The organism is Thiomicrorhabdus indica (assembly GCF_004293625.1).
Taxonomy (GTDB): Bacteria; Pseudomonadota; Gammaproteobacteria; order Thiomicrospirales; family Thiomicrospiraceae; genus Thiomicrorhabdus; species Thiomicrorhabdus indica.
In genome coordinates this window covers 1,751,178-1,772,473 of the sequence record NZ_CP033040.1, presented here as the reverse complement: position 1 = coordinate 1,772,473, position 21,296 = coordinate 1,751,178, and the positions used below count along the sequence as shown (strand labels likewise).

Genomic DNA, 21,296 nt, shown 5'->3' with positions numbered 1-21,296 from the left:
TTCAAGTCTTTTTAAGATTCGAATAAAAGATCAAGATAGTATGTGGTTCAATTATGCGCCCATAGCACAACTGGATAGTGCATCGCCCTTCTAAGGCGAGGGTTGTGGGTTCGAATCCTACTGGGCGTGCCATTTAAATGGTGTGTCACAAAATTTTTATTATGGCGGTTGTAGCTCAGTTGGTAGAGCCCAGGATTGTGATTCCTGTTGTCGCGGGTTCGATCCCCGTCAATCGCCCCATATTCTAAGGCCTTGATTCTCTCAAGGCTTTTTTATTAGAACCGTGTGGTTTGAAATCTATTTCGGAGTATAGCGCAGCCTGGTAGCGCACCTGTTTTGGGTACAGGTGGTCGGGGGTTCAAATCCCTCTACTCCGACCATTTTCTTTATGTCTTCTCCCAGTTACTTCTTCTGCTGAATAAATGATGTAGAACTCTTGTTTTCGAAATTTCTTTAATGAAAAGTGATTCCATAAAGCCTTTTAGCACGCTGAGGACGAAATGCCTTTATTAAATGATCTTTTAACGGCAGAAAATCTTATTGATGCGATGACCGAAGCTGGTTATGCGATTTCAATTGCTGACGCGACGCAAGTCGATATGCCGCTTATTTATGTCAATCAGGTTTTTTGTGAAATCACCGGCTATGCTTTAGACGAGGTGAGAGGAAAAAACTGTCGTTTTTTGCATGGAATGGATACAGAGTCTTCTGCTGTTGAAAAGATGCGCAATGCCATTCAAAACAAACAGTCTTGCCAAGTTACATTAACTAATTACACCAAGAATTCGCAAGCTTACAAAGTTCAACTCAGCCTGACTCCCGTGTTTGATGAAAAAGACCGTTTGAGGCTTTATGTTGGTTTTCATCAAGATGTAACTCAGCTCGAACAGCTGGAATATTCTCTGAAAAGCAAGAAGAAAGAGCTTGAAATCATTAGTTCATCCATAAACGACGGTCTTCTTGTGAAAAATTCCAAGGGGGAAGTTCTTGAGGCGAATCCTGCATCACAGGAGATACTTGGGTTATCTCTGTCTGAATTGGTTGATAAACCTCTCTTAGATCCAAGCTGGAAAACAATTCACCGTGATGGTTCGGATTATCCAAGTGAAGAACATCCTTCAACCAAGGTTTTAAAAACGGGACAGCCTGTTTACAAACAAGAAATGGGTGTTTATAAACCAGATAATTCAATTAGTTGGATTCAAATTAATTCGTTACCACTTAAAAATGAAGGGCTGCAGTCTGCGGCAGTGATTTCAACGTTCACTGATGTGACAAGTCTCAGGAATACTGAAAATAAACTTCAAAAAACGAACCGTTTATTGCAGGAAAAATCTGACAAGCTGAACACGCTTTCCAGGAGTTTTGAGCAAGCTCAGAAGATTGCAAGTGTAGGGCATTGGATTTTGGAGTGGCCTTCAAAGAAGTTGATTTGGTCGGATGAGGTGTTTCGGATCCTTGGTGAATTGCCTCAAAGTTTTCAAATAACCTATAAAACCTTTCTGAGCTTTGTTCCTCTTGATGAACGTCAAGCTTTAATGGACGAGTTCTCTCAATCGATTCAGGAAAGGCGTGAATATACGTTTAAGCATCGTATTCTCAGGAAAAATGGTGAGACACGATTTATGTTGGAGAGAGGATTTCACGATTTTGATGAGAAGGGGCAGATTAAACGTTCAGTAGGAACGATTAATGATGTCACGGAGCAGCATAAAAAAGATTTTCAGATTGCTAGTTATGTTGAACTGATTAACCGCCAGTTGATTATGTCTCGTACAGATTTAACAGGAAAAATTGTCGAAGTAAGCGACTTCTTTTGTGAGATTTCAGGTTACCGTCGGGAAGAGCTGATTGGACAGTGTCACAATATTGTGCGCCACCCGGAAATGACAACAGAAGTTTTTTCTGACTTATGGACAATTATTAAACGAACAGAAACTTGGGAAGGTGAACTTAAGAATTTGCGCAAAGATGGATCTTACTATTGGATTGAAACCAGAATTTCACCTGAGTACGACCATTTAGGCAACCATATCGGCTATGTGTCAATTAGTATCGATATTACAGCTCAAAAATCTCTTGAAGAAATTGCTATTCGAGATGAAATGACCGGACTTTATAATCGTCGATTCTATAACCAAAATATTCATCAAGAAATTCGGCGAGCTAAGCGCCAGGGACTTTGGTTGTGTTTTATGATGCTTGATGCGGATAATTTCAAAAAATACAACGATACATATGGCCATCAGGCTGGAGACGAAGTGCTTAAGACGTTGGCGATGGTTTTAAAAAAAGTCTTTAGGCGGGCAGGAGATTACTGTTTCAGGCTTGGGGGAGAAGAGTTCGCTGTTTTATTTGAAGTGGAGCATCAAAAAGATGGTGAAATTATGGCAGAAGAGGTTTGTAAAGCCATTTATGATCAAGCGATTGAGCACTCGGGGAATGCACCTTGGATGCGTTTGACCGTATCAATTGGTGTTATGTTGATGGATCCTTTGAATAATTATGTTGAAGAAGAAATATACAAATATGCAGATGAAGCTTTGTATAGAGCGAAGGATGCAGGTAGAAACCGTGTAATGATGGTTGAAGAGCATCTTCCTGAGCTATTTTAGTTGGTTCTGTAATAAAAAGACTGCTCAGAGCATATAAATTCTTTATTGTGTAAACATTACTAATTGAAAACTATTGATAGGACTGAAATAATTCGGGGTCAATACTATATATTTAGTGATAGGCAAGCTGTTTTAGAGGTACTTATTTATAGTCAACTCTAATCGTTACTTTTTGTTTAAAATGGAACCTCAAATGTCTATTCTGAAACTTACCATTAATTTTATGACAGATACTTCAAAGTGACGAAATGCAACATCAATCGTTCTCAAATTTAGTTCCCTACAATGTCACCGACGTAAATTTTTTACTTGTTGATGATAACCCAATGAATTTAGAAGTCATTGAGGGAGCTCTAGTCTCTGGAGGATATCTGAATTTTGAAAAGGTAAAAGATCCGCTTTCGTTGACAAAAATTCTTGTTGAGAATACTTTCGATTTGGTGCTGCTTGATATCAATATGCCAATATTAAATGGGTTTGCAGTGTTGTCTTTTTTACAACAGCAGCTAAAAGAGAAATGTCCTCCTGTAATCATGTTGACCGCACTTAATGACCAAGAAAGCATTAACAAAGCGTTCGATGCGGGTGCAAGTGACTATATTACCAAGCCTTTTAACCGTAAAGAGTTGTTACAACGCGTCAATATTCATCTTACGAACTGGTTACTTACACAACAATTATCGCAAGAACGAGCTTCATTGGAGCAGAAAGTTCAGGAACGGACAAAACAAATTCGTAAGTCCCAACTTGAAGTAATTAACCGTTTAGGACAAGCCGCTGAATACCGAGATAATGAAACAGGTAATCATGTAAAGCGAGTAGCGATTATTTCTGAGGCGATTGCTAAAGAGGCAGAGTGTAGTGATCATTACTGCTCTTTGATATATCTTGCATCGCCTTTACATGATGTAGGGAAAATCGGCATCTCTGACACGATTATGCTCAAGCCAGGGAAATTATCGGATGAAGAGTTTGAGGTAATGAAAACTCATGTTCAGATAGGTGGTGAAATCCTAGCAAATTCTGATTCAGAAATTTTAGAAATGGCTTATGAAATTGCCATGACTCACCATGAAAAATTCAATGGAAAAGGCTACCCAAATGGCTTATCTGGTTATGATATTCCCTTGAGTGGTCGAATTGTTGCAATTGCTGACGTGTTTGATGCACTGACTTCCAGTAGACCTTATAAAGAAGCTTGGTCTGTTGAAAAAGCCATTGAACTGATTCTTCGTGAGAAAGGGCAACACTTTGATCCAGATCTTGTCGATAGATTTGTTCGAATTAAAGATGTGATCCTAGAAAAAATTAAACGCTATTCTGATTGAATGCTGAGCCTCCCTAGGATATTACTTTGAACACAATTTTCAAAAAAACCTTCAGATTCTATCAATACAGTTTAATTTTAATGGTAATCGTCGGCAGTTTCGTGTTCTGGGCATTATCAGAATCCTACCGTGAAAAACTCGTCTTTAATTTCAAAGAGCAGAGTCTAGCGCTCTTAAAAGAAGAAATTAAAAAAAAATATGATGTCATTCATGCGGTCTCTATTACGTACGCTTATTCAGAAGAGGTGCGTCAAGCAGTCGCTTATGAAGACCGACAAGCATTGGCAAAAATCATCGATCCCATGCAAGCAACTTTTGCAAGGCTATCTCCTTACAAACGATACTCTTTTCATTTTATTACCCATGATGGCCGTTCTTTATATCGCTCTTATGATAAGGAAGTATTTGGGCAAGATTTAACTGGGCACCACCTTGTTAGACAGGCGATGGAAACCCGTGCTTCCGTGCAAGGAATGGATGTCGGAGGTTTTGGCACCTTTTATCGCTTGATTACCATTGAACCTATATGGGAAGAGGAAGAACTTATAGGTTTTATAGCAGTCTCGCAAGGAATTAGGCGATTAATTATTTCTCTGGGCAGTCATGGTTTTAATTATGGTTTTTTCCCATTGGATAAAAACTTAAAAAAAGATCCTGTTTATTCATTGGATAAACGGGATTACTTCAGAAACAACCCGCTCAAAGATTTGGTTCTATACCCGTCTGATGCTGAAAAAAACTATCTTAAAGAGAATAGTCACTATGTGTTTCTGCATACGGTAAAGAGAGATGACGGCCTTCCATTAGCGTTTCACGCGATCAGCGTGACTAAAGAGAACTTTAACGAAAGTCTTTGGCAACAGCAAAAACAGTTTTTATTTGTTATTTTTTTGGCGTTTGCTTCAGTAATGTTGACAGGAGCTATTTATTTAAAGCGGTTACAAAGCAATGTCTCATCTCCTTTGAAAACTATGACGGATACCATTGATGAAATTATTCATACTGAAGATTATTCAAAACGAATGCATTTACAGATGGATGATGAGTTTGGCCGTCTATCAGATTACTTTAATCATTTAATTAATAATACGGAAGGCTTGCTTTATAAGTTGAAATATCAACAGGAAGCCATTGACAGTACGCTGATCGTATCAAGAACTGATCCTTACGGCACCATTATCTATGTGAACCAGCAGTTTTGTAATATTAGTGGCTATACTCAAGACGAGTTGGTTGGCCAACCGCATAATATTGTTCGCCACCCTAATATGCCGCCCTCTACTTTTAGAGAAGTTTGGCAAACGATACTAGCTAAAAAAACTTGGTCGGGAGAGATACAAAATCGTAAAAAAGACGGTAGTGATTATTTTGTTCACTCTCATATTATTCCGATCCTCAATAAGAATAATGAAATAATTGAATTTATGTCCATTCGTGAAGACATAACAATGATGGTTCATCTTCGAGAATCGTTGAAGAAATCAAGAGACAGCGAACGAAAAGAGAAACGGGCCGCAGAAAAAGCCAACTTGGCGAAAAGCGAGTTTTTATCCTCTATGAGTCATGAACTGCGAACACCTTTAAATGCAATTATTGGCTTTGGTCAATTGCTACAAATTTCGCAGTTAGGTGAAAAACAGTCTAAACAAGTGGGCAATATTTTGTCTAGTAGTCAACACTTGTTGCAATTAATCAATGACATACTTGAATTTGCGAAGTTGGATGCAGGCAAATTATCGTTATCACTTGAGCCTATCGCATTAATGCCTGTTTTAGACGAGGTGATTCAAATAACTGAACCTCAATCGAAAGACTATCAAGTGCGCGTAGAAGTAAGCCACTCTGATATAGATTATTTATTGATTGGTGATTTAGTTCGTCTCAAACAAGTTTTATTAAACCTTGTTACCAACGGTATCAAATATAACCGGCCGGGTGGTTTTGTAAATATTCATTTCGATGAAATCAATCGTCAAAATAAATCGTATTTAAGATTATGTGTCAAAGATAATGGCGTAGGGATTTCTGAGGAAAACCTAAAATACCTATTTGAACCTTTCCAACGTTTAGGACATGAAAATTCGAATATTGAAGGAACAGGGATTGGCTTAAATATTACTCGTTCCTTGGTAGAAAAAATGAATGGTTGGATGGAAGTTGAGTCTAACGAAAATATGGGTTCCACCTTTAAGGTTTTTCTACCGATGACCGAAACAAAAAGCATCCAAAATACCGATGATGAGAATGAACAGTCAAGTATCGAAATCCAACCGATTCCAACTCAGGATACAAATGACTTAAAAGTGCTTTATGTTGAAGATAATCAGGATAATCGCTTACTTATGAGCGATATTATGGACTCTTTCGGTGGAGTACAGCTAACACTTGCATTGACTGCAGAAGAAGGGTTGAAACTTGCCCAGAAAGTCAGACCTAAAATTATTTTGATGGATATTAACTTGCCTGGAATGGATGGTCACGAAGCTTTACCTTTTTATAAAGCGCTTCCGGAGCTAATTGAAGCAGAAACTCGTTTTTTTGCGATTTCAGCAAATGTACTAGAAGAACAAGTTTCATTAGCAATGTCCGCCGGCTTTGAAGACTATTACACCAAGCCAATTGATATTGAAAAATTGGCTTCGCTGATTAACTCTATAAAACAAAAAAATTAATGAAGATAAAAAATGCTACACATGATGACTAACTCGCAGCGTAACCAAAATATATTGATTGCGATTCTTGCCATTTTTACTCTTTTAGTAGGGTATTTCCAATCTTTGCAATTGCTCAATGAAACCCATTGTGCTCAAAAAACGCGTCATGCGACTGAAGCGATAAATAGTGTTGCAAAATCCATAGATTCAGAAATTACACATATTACTGAAGACATTCGGAGTTTGTCGAAGGTCTCGGTATTGAATGAGTTTATTCAAACCCCAAAAGCCTATAGACAACAAGTCTCTGAAAATATGCTGCAATGGGCTAAAACCCGAAAAAAATACTTCCAAATTCAAATTCTAGATAAAAATGGCTTGGAGCTTTATCGTTTAGAAAAGGGGCGTGATAACCAAGTTAATCAAATTCCACTCTCGGAACTTCAAAGTAAAAAAGACCGATACTATGTCATTGAAGGAAAACAGCTGCAACAAGAGCAAATCTATTTATCGCCGTTAGACTTAAATCGTCAAGGTAATCAGATTATTCAACCTTTGCAGCCAACTCTTCGCATGGTTAAAGGCCTCTACGACCAGAATCAGCATTTAATCGGTATGATTGTACTGAACTATGATGCTAATTATTTGATAGATAAGCTGAAGTCGTTTTCGTCGACCAACATGGCATTGTTAAACTCCAAAGGTTACTGGCTTCATTCGTCTAATGAAGAGAATAATTGGGGATTCATGTTCGATGCTCTTCATAACCGTTTTTCGAACAAGCACCCTGAAATTTGGCAACAATTGGACAATCAAGAAGCCGGTACAATTGAAGCAGCTAATGATGTCTGGGTTTTCAAAAAAGTCTATCCTCTTAGAACAGTTAAGCTTGGAAGTACTGGTAAGTTTGAAGAAACGGCTATGCAGACACACAAAGATTACCGTTGGATTTTAATTAGTCGTCATAACCTAAAAAATTCTCGGGTATATGAACACAGTCAAGCGCTTTTGTTTTGGCTTACAGTGTCAAGTGTTGTTGCGATCTTATTAATAGGTTTTTTAGCTATTCGACTTTCACACCAAAAACAGAGATCAGTTATAAAAAGTCAGCCATCGGATTTATCAGAAGAGATAGAGACAAATAAAAGCACTGAATTTGGTCGTCAAGAAGCCTTGAACTATTTTGTGGACGAAGGGAACCAGGCTATGTTGGTATTTGAGGGTGGAAAAGTTTCTGAATATAACCCTTTAGCATTTGAATGGTTGGGTTCTAAACCTTTACAAAGTGTCCGTTTAAAAGAAATTGTTACCATTAAAAATCGGGAAAGTTTAATCCAAGCGATAAAATACCTAGACAAAAAACACCATATAAAAACAAATGTCATTCTTCAAGCGGCTGATTCTAAGGAGAATACAGTTTGTGTTAATGTCTTTGGTTCAAAAGATTCGTTTGTCATGCTCTTAACCTCAGAAAATGACCAATGATCATGCCACTAACCATTCATTAAGCCATTCCTAGAGAAGTGCTGAAATCAGCGCTTCTATATCCATTGCAACGGATAAATTTCAGTTTCTAGTTATTCAAAATCAATCCATCTTACAGTTCGCCATAAATTTTTTCGTGAAGCCTATAATTAAATTCTTATCTAATTTTGGGATGTTTTTTGATGGAGGTTTTTTATGATTAAGGTGACCTGTCTCGTTGAAAATTCTGTGCAATTGAGTTCTAAACTTTGGGGGGAGCATGGCATTTCGATGTTGATTGAAACTTCTGAGGGCGTTGTGTTATTTGACACAGGGCAGTCGGGAGATGTTTTGCTTCATAATTTAGAGGTTTTAAATATTGATGCTTCCAAAATTGACAAGGTCGTACTCAGTCATGGTCACTATGATCACACCGGTGGGTTGAAAAAACTGTTTGAAAAAATTAGTGAACGACCCGTCTATGGACACCCAGCAATGTTTTCTGAACGTTTTAGTGAAACTCCGAATGGGAAGTTAAAAATCGTCTCCACTCCTTTGAAGTTTATGAAAGAACCTTTTTGGCAGTTAACGTCTGAACCTGTGGAAATATTACCGAATATTTTTACTACAGGTGAAGTTCCCAAGTTTGAACCTCTTGAAAATCAAGGAGATGAGCGATTAAAAGTTTATGCTGAAAATAGCCAAAACCTCATAAAAGACCCGATCAAGGACGATATGAGTTTAGTACTAAAGACAACTCAAGGTCTAGTGGTTTTATTTGGATGTTGTCACGCTGGGGTAATCAATACGCTCAATCTGGTTCAGAAGCAATTCCCAGATGAAGAAATTTATGCCGTAATGGGGGGGACACATCTAGCCAAAGCGGATGAAGAACGATTATTGGCGACGGAGAGGGTATTGAAATCGGTGCCAATGATTGGGTTGTCCCATTGTACTGGACCAAAAGTGACAGCTCGATTTTTAAGCCGCTATCCCGAACAGGCGTTTGTTTTTCAGGCTGGGACTCAGTTGGCATTCTGATGAATGCCAATGAAATCGGGTGATTTATCAAAGTTCTGACCTTTGGAAAGAGCTCTCTGCCTGTGGATTCAGTGTTTCGCCATCTTATCTTTTAGCTAAGTCAGTAAACTCTCATCCTTATTTTCTAGAGAGGAAAACAAATGAAAAATTGGCGAAATGGATTTCTTTTGGCAAGCTTAATCATTGTATTAACAGGTTGCACGTCGATTCCAGAAAAAGTTGAACCCGTGTCGCCTTTTGTTTTGGAAAAGTATCTTGGGCAGTGGTACGAAATTGCTCGCCTAGATCACTCTTTTGAGCGTGGTTTAAGAGATGTTACCGCAACCTATTCGATGCGTGAAGATGGCGGTGTTCGCGTTATTAACCGTGGGATTGATGAACAGGGTGAGGAAAGCATTGCCGAGGGTAAGGCGTACTTTACCGGAGATGAAAATGTGGCGGCTTTAAAGGTCTCGTTTTTTGGACCTTTTTATGGTGGTTACAATGTTGCTAAATTAGATGACAATTACACGATGAGCTTAGTGATTGGTCCGACGACTAATTATGCTTGGATTCTTGCTAGAAACCCAAACCCAAGCAAAAGACAGTGTGAAGCCTACTCGCAAAAAGCTCAAGAGATTGGCGTGGATACCTCGGAGTGGATTTGGATTGGTTCATGTCAATAGGGCTCCTATCCGCTATTGTCACCTGCGTTTTTTTGATGGCAATTATGGCCATTCATATAGGATTTAGAGCCCCAAGATTAGCCAACGAGGAACCTTCCAAAGGCGTCGTTTTTGACGTCGTTGAATTTGAAGGCAAGCAGAAAACATTGCTGCATGGATGGTGGTTACCGGCCGGTGACAATTTTGAAACCACTGTGGTGCTGTTACATGGATGGGGTGCGAACAAAAGCCTACTTTTGACTTTAGCGAAGGCATTTCACAACATCCACTGTCATGTGTTGATGATTGATGCACACAACCATGGTGATAGCCAATCCAGAGGGGTGGCGACTATGCCTAAGTTTTCTGAAGACTTGGATTCAGCCATTGCTTGGTGTCGGTCTAATCGTCCAGAACACAGTCAAAAAGTTTTAGCCGTTGGGCACTCTGTCGGAGCGGCGGCAACGCTTTTATCTGCTTCAAAAACCTCTCATGCGGATGCATACATTGCAATTTCCAGTTTTGCTCATCCAAAACTAATGATGAAAAGACACTTGGGTAAGCTGAGTAAAATCCCTTTATTAACTTGGTTGTTAAGTGCTTATGTTCAAAAAGTGATTGGACACCGTTTTGATGAGATTGCTCCTGTGAATACCATTCAGCAAATCAGTAAACCTGTTCTTTGTTTGCATGGAAATCGAGATAGTGTTATCCCCATTGAAGATTTCCATTTAATTTGCAAATCATCGAAAAATTCCAATGTTCAATGCGCCGAGATCGCAGATGCAGATCATGACTCGATTGATTTAATAGAGCAGAATTTCTCACTCATAGAATCTTTTTTAGCTGATTTAGACAACTTTAAATCTCGCGGTATAAACACTGTATAAGGGAATAACCTTAATTTTTAAATAATCTGTCTGGTTTTTACACCTTTAGCAATCCCTTGCTATTTTTCGGGATTTACTGGTCACGACACTCAACCCCATAATTTTTTGTTCGATTGAATCTCATCAGTGAAAAGTATTTCCTTTAATCTGCTTATGCGGATATAATGATTTTATGCTTTCAGCCAGAAGTTAGTTTTAGGTGTGTCTATGTTTGAACAAATTGGTAACTGGGTTGCATTTGAACTTTTATCTTTAAGTATCGAGTCGCAATTAGGCGCGGCAGTGCAATTTTTTGTAATGGATACGCTAAAGATTTTTTTCTTATTGGTGGTCATTATTTATTTGATGGGACTGTTACGAGCGTTTGTTTCTACTGAACGCGTCCGGCAATTGGTTGCGGGACGGCCAAAATGGCAGGCACGCGCTTTGGCCATTACTTTGGGCAGTGTGACACCGTTTTGTTCTTGCTCTTCAGTACCACTGTTTATTGGATTTGTGGAGGCACGAATTCCATTGGGAATTACGTTTGCGTTTTTAATTGCCAGCCCAATGATTAATGAAGTCGCAGTGGTTTTGCTGATTACAATTTTAGGTTGGGAGGTGGCTCTGCTTTATGTGTTGGCCGGTATTACAGTGGCCTATATTGGCTCGATGGTGATTGAACGGTTTAAACCTGAACGTTGGGTAGAGTCTTATGTTTGGGATATTAAGATGCGTCAACAACAAGAAACAAAAGCACACTCCGGTGGGATGCTGCAACGCCATGATTTTGCTTGGAACGAAGTCAAAGTCATTGTGAAACGTATTTGGCATTGGGTTTTCATTGGGATTGCACTCGGTGCGGCTTTTCATGGCTATGTACCAGAAGCGTGGGTAACGACCTATTTGAGTGATGCGGTAAGTTGGTGGAGTGTTCCGGTAGCTGTTTTGGTTGGGGTTCCTTTGTATTCCAATGCGACCGGTGTGATTCCATTTATAGAAGCGATGCTTGGAAAAGGTGTGCCGATAGGAACCAGCCTCGCTTTAATGATGAGTATCGCTGCTTTGTCATTACCAGAGCTTTTGATTTTACGCAAAGTCATTCGCTGGCCTGCGTTAGCCGTGTTTGTGGGTGTATTGGTAGTGGCTTTTATTCTAGTAGGTTATCTATTTAATTTTTTATATGCTTGATGCATAAGGAGTTTAACTCATGAAAGGAAATTTAATGGTACGGCTGACGACGACGTTAATTCTAATCGCGATTGGTTTGGCACATTTTTCAGAACAGACGGATTTAATGGGTTTGAACTGGTTGTGGTTAGCCATTATGCCTGCGCTTATGGGATTACAAGCGACTTTTACCGGCTGGTGTCCAGCCGAAATGCTAGGCAAGTTTTCTAAAACAGGTGCGTGTTGTCCTGACGGAAGCTGTGGAATGTCATCTAAGGCAAAAGAAGGTGCGACAATTGAAAAGTCAACGCCTTGTTGTGGAGAGCAAGAAACGCAGGTTTCATCCTGTTGTAATGAACAGAGAAGTGAGCAGTTTGAAATCAAAGTGTTAGGAACCGGTTGTGCTACTTGTGTTAATACCGTGAAGTTAATCGAAACCACAGCCGAAGAATTGGGCGTGTCAGTAATAGTGACCAAAGTTGAAGATATTTCTGACATTGCAACTTATGGCGTAATGAGTACACCGGGAATTGTCATTCATGATCAAGTCGTGCACTCTGGCAGTATGCCGAATAAAAAAATGATTGCTCAGTGGTTATCAGCTTAAGTCTGTTGACAATCGTAATGAAATTCTTACCGGCCGGTAAAAAGGTCAAATATAAAACTCAATGTAAGGGTCTGAATTGTCAAAAGACCTTTGGAGGAAAACTAATGAGAAGAAGAACATTTTTAGGAGCACTGGCTGCAGCCTCTGTGTCGATGTTTTCGTTTAGCGTTCAGGCGGTCGAGTTTACCGCTCAAAAAGTCACTGAGGGCGTTTATGCTTATATTGGGCCGATTACCGATAGAACGCCAGAAAACTTAGGGCTTAACAATAATATTGGCTTTATTGATACCTCGGAAGGCTGGGTATTAGTGGATTCAGGGTCGGGTGATCTGGGGACGAAAAAGCTCGAAGACATGGCAAAAAGCATTAAAAACCAGCCGATTGCGGCGGTGATTAATTTGGGAAGCCAAGATCACCGTTGGTTGGGAAATTCTTATTTTGCCAAGCAGGGGGCGAAAATTTATGCCTATCAAGGCACGGTAAAAACGCAAAAATCCATGTTTAACCAAGTAGTTGAACGCATGGCAAAAGCGATTCCTAGTACCAAAGGCGTGCAAATGAAAACGGCAGATTCGGTATTTGAAAACGCTGAAAATGCTCTCACCATTGGCGGGGTTGAAATGCAATTAAACTATTATGGCGATGCGCATTTTCCTGGCGATTCCGTGCTTTGGCTACCAAAACAAAAAGTGCTATTTACCGGTGATATCGTTTATCTAGATCGCATGTTAGGTGTGCATCCTTGGTCAAATCCAGTCACTTGGCATCAGGCTTATCAAAAAATGCGACAATTACCGGCCGGTTACATTGTGCCGGGCCATGGAAGAGTCTCTGATTGGAAACAAGCGGATGCGGAAACCGGCGACTATTTGAAGAAGTTAGTTGAAAAGATGACGGTTCAAGCGGAAGATTTTGCTGGCGTTGATTCTGCGGTTTCAGAAAACGTTGACTGGCCTGAGTTTAAACATCTTAAACACTACGATTCATGGCATAAACAAAACCTAAACCGAACTTATTTAAAACTGGAATCTTCGATGTAAATCGATCACTCATTAAAACAGCTTAAAACTGCCAATTTCTTTAAATTGGCAGTTTGTAACGTCTTACAAATTACATTGTCTTGGCAAGCTTTCATATTTCTGTAATGCTAAACAGTCGTTTTTTACTTGCTCTAAAGTCGCTAAAAACTCCAAACTTGGTAATAACACTTCTGAGGCAGGGTGCTTTTTATTCAAAGTGTAGTGTATCCACGTTCCCTCACGCCATGAGTCCACAATTCCCTGATTTTTTAGATACGAAAGATGCCGAGAAACCGTACTTTGAGAAAGTTCCAGAACGGTCACTAAGTCACACACGCATAGTGAATCTCTAGTTCCTAGTAATGCTAATACTCTTAATCTAACGGGCTCTGCAAGGGCTTTGTGAAATTGAGCATAGGTTTCTAAAGCTTTTAAATCATTATTATTTGTCATAAAAATTTGATTGAATTTTGAATAATTTTCGTATAATACATCTATCCGTATAGACGAATATATTGGTTAAGTGGTTTAGTTTCTTACTTTAGTAAATTATAAGGGGTCAGAATGATTCGTGTTGCAATTAATGGTTTCGGGCGTATGGGGCGTTTAGGATTACGTCAAGCATTTGATTGGGAAGGTATTGAATTTGTTCACATTAACGAAATTGCTACGGATGCGGTCGGCTCTGCTCACCTATTGAATTTCGATTCTGCACACGGGCGTTGGCACAATAAAGCGACCGCTGAAAATAATCAGATTGTCATTAATGGTCAATGTATTGGTTACAGTTCACACAAGGCGATTGAGGATTTTGACTGGGGTGCTTTGGATGTCGACATCGTTTTGGAATGTACTGGCGCGTTTCGAACGCGTGCCGATGTACAGCCTTACTTTGCTCAAGGCGTTAAACAAGTGATTGTTGCCGCACCTTTTAAAAAGGGAGTTAAAAATATTGTCATGGGGATCAATGATGATATTTTTGTCGCGGGTGAAGACCAGTTGATTACTGCGGCTTCTTGCACGACAAACTGTATTGCGCCAGTCATTAAGGTTTTGCATGAGAAAATCGGTATTTCTCATGGCTCGATTACCACTATGCACGACCGCACAAATACCCAGAAGGTTGTCGATCACGGTCACAAAGACCTCCGCCGAGCGCGTTCCAGTTTTGAATCATTAATTCCCACTTCGACCGGTTCTGCTTCGGCAATCGGCACCATTTTCCCCGAGCTCAATGGTCGCTTAGATGGCATTGCCGTACGAGTGCCTTTTATGAATGCCTCTCTGACAGATTTGGTCATGGAAATGCAACGCCCAACTTCGGTTGAAGAGGTGAATGGTTTGTTTAAAGAGGCGTCAGAGTCCTATCTAAAAAATATATTAGGTTATGAGGAGTTGCCTCTGGTCTCAGTGGACTATGAAGGAGAAACCTGTTCTTCGGTCATTGATGCTTTGTCTACTCGCGTGGTGAGTGACACTCACGTCAAAGTGCTGGCGTGGTACGACAATGAAATCGGCTATATGCAACGCATGATGGAATTGACTATGAAAGTGGGGCAAGCGAATCAGGCGTTAGGATAATAAATAGCTAGTTAAATCGACAACTTACAGCATCGTGAAGCTCTTAAAAAAGCTTCTCAGGCCTCTGACGGCCTGAGCAGAGCCTTTATCGATGAACTTGCACCCATTCGGCTATAAATAGCTCACTTTTTGAGAGCTTTACGGTATAGCTGTTTTAAATGCTGACTTAATTTTGTAAAAAACAAGCGATAACTTTTTAGGTGCCAATATGAACCCAACTCAACAATACGCGATTGTCACAGGAAACTACTGGGCGTTTACCCTTACAGATGGGGCGCTGAGAATGCTGGTGTTGCTTTATTTTTATCAGCTAGGGTATAGCCCGCTTGAATTGGCGTTACTGTTTGTTTTTTATGAGTTCTTTGGAATTGTCACCAATCTTTTCGGTGGCTGGCTCGGTGCACGGGCAGGTCTGAATGTCACCATGAATATTGGCTTGAGTATTCAGATTGCGGCGCTGTTGATGCTGACGGTGCCCACCGAATGGCTTGGAGTCGTCTATGTCATGATCGCGCAGGCACTATCGGGTATTGCCAAAGACCTTAATAAGATGAGTGCCAAAAGTTCGGTCAAAGCACTGGCCAGTGATGGTGATGGCAAACTCTATCGTTGGATTGCTGCACTAACTGGATCAAAAAACGCCCTTAAAGGTGTTGGGTTCTTTATGGGGGCTTTATTACTCGAGGTCGCCGGATTTGCCAATGCCATGTGGATTATGGCGGCCATGCTGTCGGTTGCGTTGATCATTTCTCTGCTTAAGCTCGACGGCTCTTTGGGCAAAGCCAAAAACAAACCGAAATTTGCTCAAATGTTTTCGCATTCTCAAGCCGTGAATTGGCTCTCTGCCGCACGTCTCTTTCTGTTTGGGGCGCGAGATGTTTGGTTTGTGGTAGCTTTGCCTGTTTTTGCTGCCAGTGTCCTTGGCTGGTCACATTTGCAAATCGGCACTTTTATGGCGGTGTGGATTATCGGTTACGGTTTTGTGCAGGCTGCCTCCCCCAAGTTTGTTGGGCAAAAACGTAACCCTACCGCGCGAATCGCGTTCTGGTTGGCATTGACCTTGGGGGGAGTGCCATTGTTAATGGCCTACTCATTGAATCAGGATCCACAGGCAATCCTTATCATCGGCTTAATGATTTTCGGTGTGCTTTTTGCACTCAATTCGGCCGTTCATTCATACTTGATTGTATCCTATGCCGATGCGGATGGAACCTCCAAACAAGTTGGGTTTTATTATATGGCCAATGCCGGTGGTCGTTTGGCGGGAACGGTGTTGTCTGGCTATATCTACCAAACCGCAGGACTTGAAGCCTGTTTAATGGCATCGGCTAGTATGATTTTCTTGGCAGGGGTTCTAGCGCTTAAGATTGAGCGAGCAGTTAAAACCCTGTGAGAAACTCAACTATATGAAAATAAAGATTTTTTATGCATGATAAGCTTGACCTTTTAATCCGTGTAACAGTGCGTACAGAACGGGTACAGCAATGAGTGTCAAGACGGTAGCAAAGGCAAGTCCACTCATAATGGTGACGGCCATGCCGGCGAAAAAAGCATCAAATAGCAAAGGTGCCATTCCTAATATGGTGGTGATTGCGGCGAGTGAAACGGGGCGCAAACGACTAATACTGGCATCTATGAGAGCTTGATAATGATCGCCCTGCTCGTGATTCTGTAGTTCAATTTCTTCAAGTAAAACAATTGCATTTTTAATCAGCATACCGAATAAGCTTAAGAAACCTAATAGAGACATAAAGCCAAATGGCGTACCGGTACCGAGTAGTCCAATGACGACACCCGTGATGGCCATCGGTACCACTAGCCAAATAATTAATGGTTCTCGCACACTACCAAACAGTAGCACACTGATAATAAACATAACTAAGAAGCCTAGGGGTAACCCTTTTGCGAGTGCTGCTTGGGCGTCAGTGGTGGATTCATATTCTCCACCCCATTCCAAATGGTAACCGGCCGGTAACTTTATCGCTTCAACACCTGTTTTGATACGTTGGCGAGCTTCATCAGCGGTTTCTCCAATGGCGGGTTCTCCCAAAACAGAAATGGTTCGTACGCGGTCTCGTCGGTGAATCAAAGATTCTTCTGTAGCAATGTCTGAATCACTAATTAACTGAGCCAATGGTACATAGGCATTGTTGTATTGACTCCAAACCTGAGCGTTTGTCACCTTATCGATTTGACTATAAGGTTGAGAATAATCTGCTCTCAAAAGAATCGGATAACGGTTTTCGCGAACTTGCAGAGTCCCGACTTGTAAGCCTTCGGTAGCATATTGGATTGCATCTGAAAAATCAGCGCGAGTAATGCCTGCGACCCCAGCATTGTATTCGTCAAATACCGGTGTGAAAGTGGTTGTACGATCACGCCAATTATGACGAACATCAAGAATTTTACCGTCGTTATTGAAGACGGTTTCAGCTTGATTTGCCAATTCGCGTAATACCTTTGTATCAGGTCCTAAAAATCTAGCTTCAATTTTAGCTCCAGATGATGGCCCGAACACAATGCGATTGGTATAGATGTTTGCCGCAGGGTCTTGTTCGGAAAGTTGTGCTTTAAGTTTCGCAGCCAATTCGTTAATGACATCTGTTGTTTCGGTTTCCACCATAAAAAATGCATAACTTTCATTGGATGATTCACTGGCAAAAGTTAAGGTATATCGTTCAGCTCCTCGGCCGATAAAGCTTGTCAGCTTAGTAACTTCACTGTGTTCAAGAATCGTTTTTTCAGCCTGCTTAACAAATTCAGTGGTGGTATTTATATCTCTGGCTTGTGGCCCCCAGTAATGAATATAAAAAATGGGTGTATTTGAAGGAGGGAAAAAGCTCTGTTTAATCATTCCAAAACTCATGTAGGAGATAACAGTAATCCCCAAAAGCGCGGCGGCTGTGAGCCATTTGAAACGAATGGCGAACATTAAAACTTTTTTATAAGCTTGATAGGTGCCTGCTTGGTAGCTGTCTTGATTCATGCTACTGGCTTGTTTTAGAAAGTAATGGCCGAATAGAGGACCGAGTGTAATCGCCAAAATCCAGCTGAGCAGAAGCGTGATTAAAATAACCGCAAACAATGAAAACAGGAATTCCCCAGTGGAGTTTTCAGATAAACCAATCCCCGAAAAAGCTGCTATCCCAATGATTGTTGCGCCTAATAGTGGCCATTTTGTGCGCTTGACAATATAGCTGGCAGATTCAATTGCATTGTGTCCTTGCTGCATGCGAATCATCATACCTTCGGCAATGACAATTGCATTATCAACCAACATTCCCATAGCGATGACCATCGCTCCGAGAGAGACTCGTTCCATCTTAATGCCTAGCAGATACATAAACAGGATGCCTCCAATGACCGTAATAATCAGTATGCTGGAGACGACAATGCCTGGACGTATGCCCATAAAAAGAAACAATGTGATAGAGACTGTTCCGACGGCGAGAGCTAGGTTGAGTAAAAAATCGTTAATTGAATCATCGACGATTTTCCCTTGGTCGTAAATCGGGGTGATTTCAATACCGGCCGGTAACTGTTCTAGCATCCGATCAATCATGAATCGAACTTGAGCGGCTACCTTGACCACATTCTGATTAGTGTTTACCGAGATTGCTAAAGTTGCCGCTTCTTGACCATTAAAACGCACGCGATAATTTGGGTATTGGGTTTCTTGTAGACGAATGCTGGCAAAATCTTCTAGTTTTAGTTGTGCAGTTTGCCCAGGAATGGGTAAGGTCAAATCTTTTAAGGAATCGATAGGGTGGTCGCTGGGTTCAACTGGAATTCGGACTTTTTGACCGTCAATAGTAATTCGAGAGTCTGAAAAAGGGCGAGTGGCGATGCTAATGGCTTGCTTAATTTCAGGAAAAGACAGACCAAGAGTGTAAAGTTTGGTCGGGTCAATTTCTGCGACGACTTCTTGATCAAGAATTCCTTCGACTTTTACTTTAGCGACACCCTCGACACTTAACAGCTCACGGCGGATATTTTTTGCGTATTCGCGCAGCTCTTCAGTTGAAAAACCGTCAGCCGTTAGGGCAAAGTAGAGGCCGTAAACATCCCCAAAATCATCGATCACTGCTGGAGTCTGACTGCCGTTTGGCAATCCATGTTCTGCATCACGAATTTTTTTTCGTAATTCGTCCCAGATTTGGGTGAGTTGGTCGCCCTTGAATGAGTCTTGAACTTCAACGGTAATTTCAGACTGACCGGGGCGCGAGACAGAGGTTACGCGTTTAAGTTGTGACATCTGTTGAATGACCGTTTCAAGGTATTCGGTGACTTCTTGTTCCACTTGGACGGCATTTGCGCCTGGGTAGTTGGTGAATACTTTGACTTGTTTAATCGTAAAATCTGGGTCTTCAAGCTGACCAATTGAATTTAGGCCGAATATACCACCAACGACCAGCAGGAGAACAATCAACCAAGTATTGACTGGTTTTTGAATTGAGGATTTTGCAATATCAAAGTTCATTGCAAATCCCCAGTGAATGGTTTAAGTTTTTGACCGGAGCGGATGTTTGAAGCGCCTGCCGAAACGATTTGGTCACCACTGTTTAATCCTGAAAGGACCGCAATTTGATTATTTTCAATGAAGCTTAATTCTACAGAACGGCGTTCCGCGGTGTGAGTATCGGCCTGATAAACCCAAACAAATGATTGGTTTTGAGCATCGGTGACAATTGCACTTAATGGAATCTTGTATTGCTGATTGTCACTGGAATTTGACAGTGTAATCGCAATTGATGCATGCGAACCTAAGTTAATGGTTGTGTTTTTTGGATAGGGCATGCTGAAATAAATTCGATAGGTCTGGGTAATCGGGTGAGTCTGAGCTTCATTTTCTGCATAGCTCACTTCAAATTGGCTTTGCTGTTCATTTTTCAGAATAGCAATGGCTTTAATAATGTCTTCACTACGAAGCTGATTGATTAAACGCTCTGACACATCAAAGGCAAAGTAGACTTTTGAGGTATCGAGAATTTCCGCAATGGCCGTGCCTCTGGAAATATAGGTGTTTTCTTCTAAGAGTCGTTTAGCCACTTTGCCATCAAATGGTGCATACAGGTGACTGTTGTCTAAATTGTCCTGACTGACATCGTAATCTACTTGAGCAAGGTCACGAGCCGTTTCGGCACGAGTGACATCTTGTTTTGAGGCATATCCTTTATTGTCTACGGCTTGAATTCGTTTAAGTTCAAGATTGGCTTCTTTAAGGTTGAGTTTGCTTTGTTGCAGACGTCGTTCAAAAGGTTCTTGCTTAAGGCTGGCAAGCAAATCTCCCTTTTTAAAGTTTTGGCCTTCCGGTAAATGCAGTGTTTCAATTTTTCCGTCTACTTCAAAGCTTAAATTCACTTTTCGATAGGCCTCGATTTTGGCAGGAAAATAATAAGTTTGAGAATTACCGGCCGGTAAAACTTCAAATAGTTTGACGGGCTTTGCTAAGGTTGTTTCGGATTTGTTGGTTTCATTACCCGTTTGATTGCACGCTGACAGCATTACAACGTAAAGTGCAATTATCGCTATTGCAATGGATTGCTTTATATTTAGTGAAGTTTGAATGGAATTAAATGCTGTCATAGTTGACACCCATAGCTATTATTTTCAATATGAATCATGTTAACAGTTTATGTTTTTATGTAAACTTTTGCGTAGAATTTTTACGTATAAAATTTTCAATGGCAAAGCGTTTAGTGTTTCATCGTGAGTAGGCGAATTTTTGGAAATCCTTGAAGTGGCGTATAATGCTGTCGTATTTTTCAAATCAAACAGTAAGGCTGCTTTCCACATAAATTCCTCACACACCTTGTGCGAAGCTAAAAAAATTATGGCAAATAAAGAGACTCGAACACAGATAACCGAAACTGCATTGGAATGTTTTGTAAAACACGGATTTAGCAAAACCAGCATGACTATGATCAGCGAGCATTCTGGTTATTCGAGAGTCACGGTTCATAAATACTTTAAAAATAAATCTCTCTTGTTTAGAAATGTTGTTCAGGAAGGTTTGCAAAACTCCTTGGAAGATGCTCAACAAAAAATTGCACAACTTGATCCAAATGACTCGTGGCAAATTATCGAAGCGTATTTGATGGCGATTGGGCGCACAGTATTCGAACAGGTAAGTGATGATCGCGTTCTTAGGGATTTGAATGATGCCGTATATGACATCGCTGATGATATTATTGAGGAAAAAGCTCAAGTAACGGTTGATTTTATTCGTCAGCAGTTGGATCGTGGAATCCATGAACAAAGGATTGATTTACAGTCGTAGAGAATAAACTCCAATGAGTTGGCC

At 40.6% G+C, this 21,296-nt stretch carries 16 protein-coding genes and 3 tRNA genes; 16 read left to right on the top strand and 3 right to left on the bottom strand.

Features of this window, described 5'->3' with window-relative positions:
* Nucleotides 1–55: 55 nt before the first annotated feature.
* The 13 genes from D9T12_RS07680 to D9T12_RS07620 all read left to right on the top strand — a co-directional run bounded on the left by D9T12_RS07680 (nt 56) and on the right by D9T12_RS07620 (nt 13,432).
* A tRNA-Arg gene (locus D9T12_RS07680) sits at nt 56–132 on the top strand.
* 32 nt (nt 133–164) lie between these two features.
* Nucleotides 165–240, top strand: a tRNA-His gene (locus tag D9T12_RS07675).
* A gap of 63 nt (nt 241–303) precedes the next feature.
* Nucleotides 304–380 (top strand) — tRNA-Pro (locus D9T12_RS07670).
* 120 nt (nt 381–500) lie between these two features.
* A complete protein-coding gene (locus tag D9T12_RS07665; RefSeq protein ID WP_130537622.1) occupies nt 501–2,615 on the top strand; it encodes a sensor domain-containing diguanylate cyclase in 2,115 nt (704 codons plus the stop codon).
* Nucleotides 2,616–2,863: 248 nt separating this feature from the next.
* Nucleotides 2,864–3,943 carry an HD domain-containing phosphohydrolase gene (locus tag D9T12_RS07660; RefSeq protein WP_130537621.1) on the top strand — a complete coding sequence of 360 codons (1,080 nt, stop codon included), beginning with the start codon at nt 2,864–2,866 and terminating at the stop codon, nt 3,941–3,943.
* 101 nt (nt 3,944–4,044) lie between these two features.
* The gene (locus tag D9T12_RS07655; RefSeq protein ID WP_165395062.1) at nt 4,045–6,615 is read left to right on the top strand and encodes an ATP-binding protein; all 2,571 of its coding nucleotides are present in this window, start codon (nt 4,045–4,047) and stop codon (nt 6,613–6,615) included.
* Between the two features lie 12 nt (nt 6,616–6,627).
* The gene (locus D9T12_RS07650) at nt 6,628–8,082 is read left to right on the top strand and encodes a cache domain-containing protein (RefSeq protein WP_130537619.1); all 1,455 of its coding nucleotides are present in this window, start codon (nt 6,628–6,630) and stop codon (nt 8,080–8,082) included.
* Nucleotides 8,083–8,277: 195 nt separating this feature from the next.
* Nucleotides 8,278–9,102, top strand: coding sequence for an MBL fold metallo-hydrolase (locus tag D9T12_RS07645; protein WP_130537618.1), 825 nt, complete (start codon nt 8,278–8,280; stop codon nt 9,100–9,102).
* A 140-nt stretch (nt 9,103–9,242) separates the two neighbouring features.
* Nucleotides 9,243–9,767: a lipocalin family protein gene (locus tag D9T12_RS07640; protein WP_130537617.1), complete on the top strand. Its 525-nt coding sequence runs from the start codon at nt 9,243–9,245 to the stop codon at nt 9,765–9,767.
* Nucleotides 9,758–10,636, top strand: a complete 879-nt coding sequence (locus D9T12_RS07635) for an alpha/beta hydrolase (RefSeq protein WP_130537616.1) — start codon at nt 9,758–9,760, stop codon at nt 10,634–10,636. The genes D9T12_RS07640 and D9T12_RS07635 overlap by 10 nt, the downstream gene beginning before the upstream one ends.
* A gap of 207 nt (nt 10,637–10,843) precedes the next feature.
* Nucleotides 10,844–11,806, top strand: coding sequence for a permease (locus D9T12_RS07630; protein ID WP_130537615.1), 963 nt, complete (start codon nt 10,844–10,846; stop codon nt 11,804–11,806).
* Nucleotides 11,807–11,825: 19 nt separating this feature from the next.
* Nucleotides 11,826–12,392 (top strand): MTH895/ArsE family thioredoxin-like protein, encoded by a 567-nt coding sequence (locus D9T12_RS07625; protein ID WP_130537614.1) that lies wholly within the window; start codon nt 11,826–11,828, stop codon nt 12,390–12,392.
* Nucleotides 12,393–12,496: 104 nt separating this feature from the next.
* Nucleotides 12,497–13,432, top strand: a complete 936-nt coding sequence (locus D9T12_RS07620; protein WP_130537613.1) for an MBL fold metallo-hydrolase — start codon at nt 12,497–12,499, stop codon at nt 13,430–13,432.
* A gap of 63 nt (nt 13,433–13,495) precedes the next feature.
* On the opposite strand, the gene D9T12_RS07615 is transcribed toward D9T12_RS07620, so the two are convergent.
* On the bottom strand, nt 13,496–13,864 hold the full coding sequence (locus D9T12_RS07615) for an ArsR/SmtB family transcription factor (protein ID WP_130537612.1): 369 nt from the start codon (nt 13,862–13,864) through the stop codon (nt 13,496–13,498).
* Nucleotides 13,865–13,975: 111 nt separating this feature from the next.
* On the opposite strand from D9T12_RS07615, the gene D9T12_RS07610 reads away from it, so the two are divergent.
* Nucleotides 13,976–14,992, top strand: coding sequence for an ArsJ-associated glyceraldehyde-3-phosphate dehydrogenase (locus D9T12_RS07610; RefSeq protein WP_130537611.1), 1,017 nt, complete (start codon nt 13,976–13,978; stop codon nt 14,990–14,992).
* A gap of 208 nt (nt 14,993–15,200) precedes the next feature.
* A complete protein-coding gene (gene arsJ, locus D9T12_RS07605; RefSeq protein WP_130537610.1) occupies nt 15,201–16,385 on the top strand; it encodes an organoarsenical effux MFS transporter ArsJ in 1,185 nt (394 codons plus the stop codon).
* Between the two features lie 30 nt (nt 16,386–16,415).
* On the opposite strand, the gene D9T12_RS07600 is transcribed toward arsJ, so the two are convergent.
* Together D9T12_RS07600 and D9T12_RS07595 are read right to left on the bottom strand one after the other, a co-directional pair.
* Complete coding sequence (locus tag D9T12_RS07600) at nt 16,416–19,472, bottom strand: efflux RND transporter permease subunit (RefSeq protein ID WP_130537609.1); 3,057 nt, start codon at nt 19,470–19,472, stop codon at nt 16,416–16,418.
* Nucleotides 19,469–20,578, bottom strand: coding sequence for an efflux RND transporter periplasmic adaptor subunit (locus D9T12_RS07595; protein ID WP_130537608.1), 1,110 nt, complete (start codon nt 20,576–20,578; stop codon nt 19,469–19,471). Before D9T12_RS07595 ends, D9T12_RS07600 begins: the two co-directional genes overlap by 4 nt.
* 247 nt (nt 20,579–20,825) lie before the next feature.
* On the opposite strand from D9T12_RS07595, the gene D9T12_RS07590 reads away from it, so the two are divergent.
* Entirely contained in the window at nt 20,826–21,272 is a 447-nt protein-coding gene (locus tag D9T12_RS07590) for a TetR/AcrR family transcriptional regulator (protein WP_130537607.1), read from the top strand.
* Nucleotides 21,273–21,296: the final 24 nt, after the last annotated feature.

Coding starts and splice junctions, on each gene's coding strand:
- D9T12_RS07665 (WP_130537622.1), top strand. CDS start 501: ATGCCTTTATTAAATGATCTTTTAACGGCAGAAAATCTTATTGATGCG.
- D9T12_RS07660 (WP_130537621.1), top strand. CDS start 2,864: ATGCAACATCAATCGTTCTCAAATTTAGTTCCCTACAATGTCACCGAC.
- D9T12_RS07650 (WP_130537619.1), top strand. CDS start 6,628: ATGCTACACATGATGACTAACTCGCAGCGTAACCAAAATATATTGATT.
- D9T12_RS07645 (WP_130537618.1), top strand. CDS start 8,278: ATGATTAAGGTGACCTGTCTCGTTGAAAATTCTGTGCAATTGAGTTCT.
- D9T12_RS07640 (WP_130537617.1), top strand. CDS start 9,243: ATGAAAAATTGGCGAAATGGATTTCTTTTGGCAAGCTTAATCATTGTA.
- D9T12_RS07635 (WP_130537616.1), top strand. CDS start 9,758: ATGTCAATAGGGCTCCTATCCGCTATTGTCACCTGCGTTTTTTTGATG.
- D9T12_RS07630 (WP_130537615.1), top strand. CDS start 10,844: ATGTTTGAACAAATTGGTAACTGGGTTGCATTTGAACTTTTATCTTTA.
- D9T12_RS07625 (WP_130537614.1), top strand. CDS start 11,826: ATGAAAGGAAATTTAATGGTACGGCTGACGACGACGTTAATTCTAATC.
- D9T12_RS07620 (WP_130537613.1), top strand. CDS start 12,497: ATGAGAAGAAGAACATTTTTAGGAGCACTGGCTGCAGCCTCTGTGTCG.
- D9T12_RS07615 (WP_130537612.1), bottom strand. CDS start 13,864: ATGACAAATAATAATGATTTAAAAGCTTTAGAAACCTATGCTCAATTT.
- D9T12_RS07610 (WP_130537611.1), top strand. CDS start 13,976: ATGATTCGTGTTGCAATTAATGGTTTCGGGCGTATGGGGCGTTTAGGA.
- arsJ (WP_130537610.1), top strand. CDS start 15,201: ATGAACCCAACTCAACAATACGCGATTGTCACAGGAAACTACTGGGCG.
- D9T12_RS07600 (WP_130537609.1), bottom strand. CDS start 19,472: ATGAACTTTGATATTGCAAAATCCTCAATTCAAAAACCAGTCAATACT.
- D9T12_RS07595 (WP_130537608.1), bottom strand. CDS start 20,578: ATGACAGCATTTAATTCCATTCAAACTTCACTAAATATAAAGCAATCC.
- D9T12_RS07590 (WP_130537607.1), top strand. CDS start 20,826: ATGGCAAATAAAGAGACTCGAACACAGATAACCGAAACTGCATTGGAA.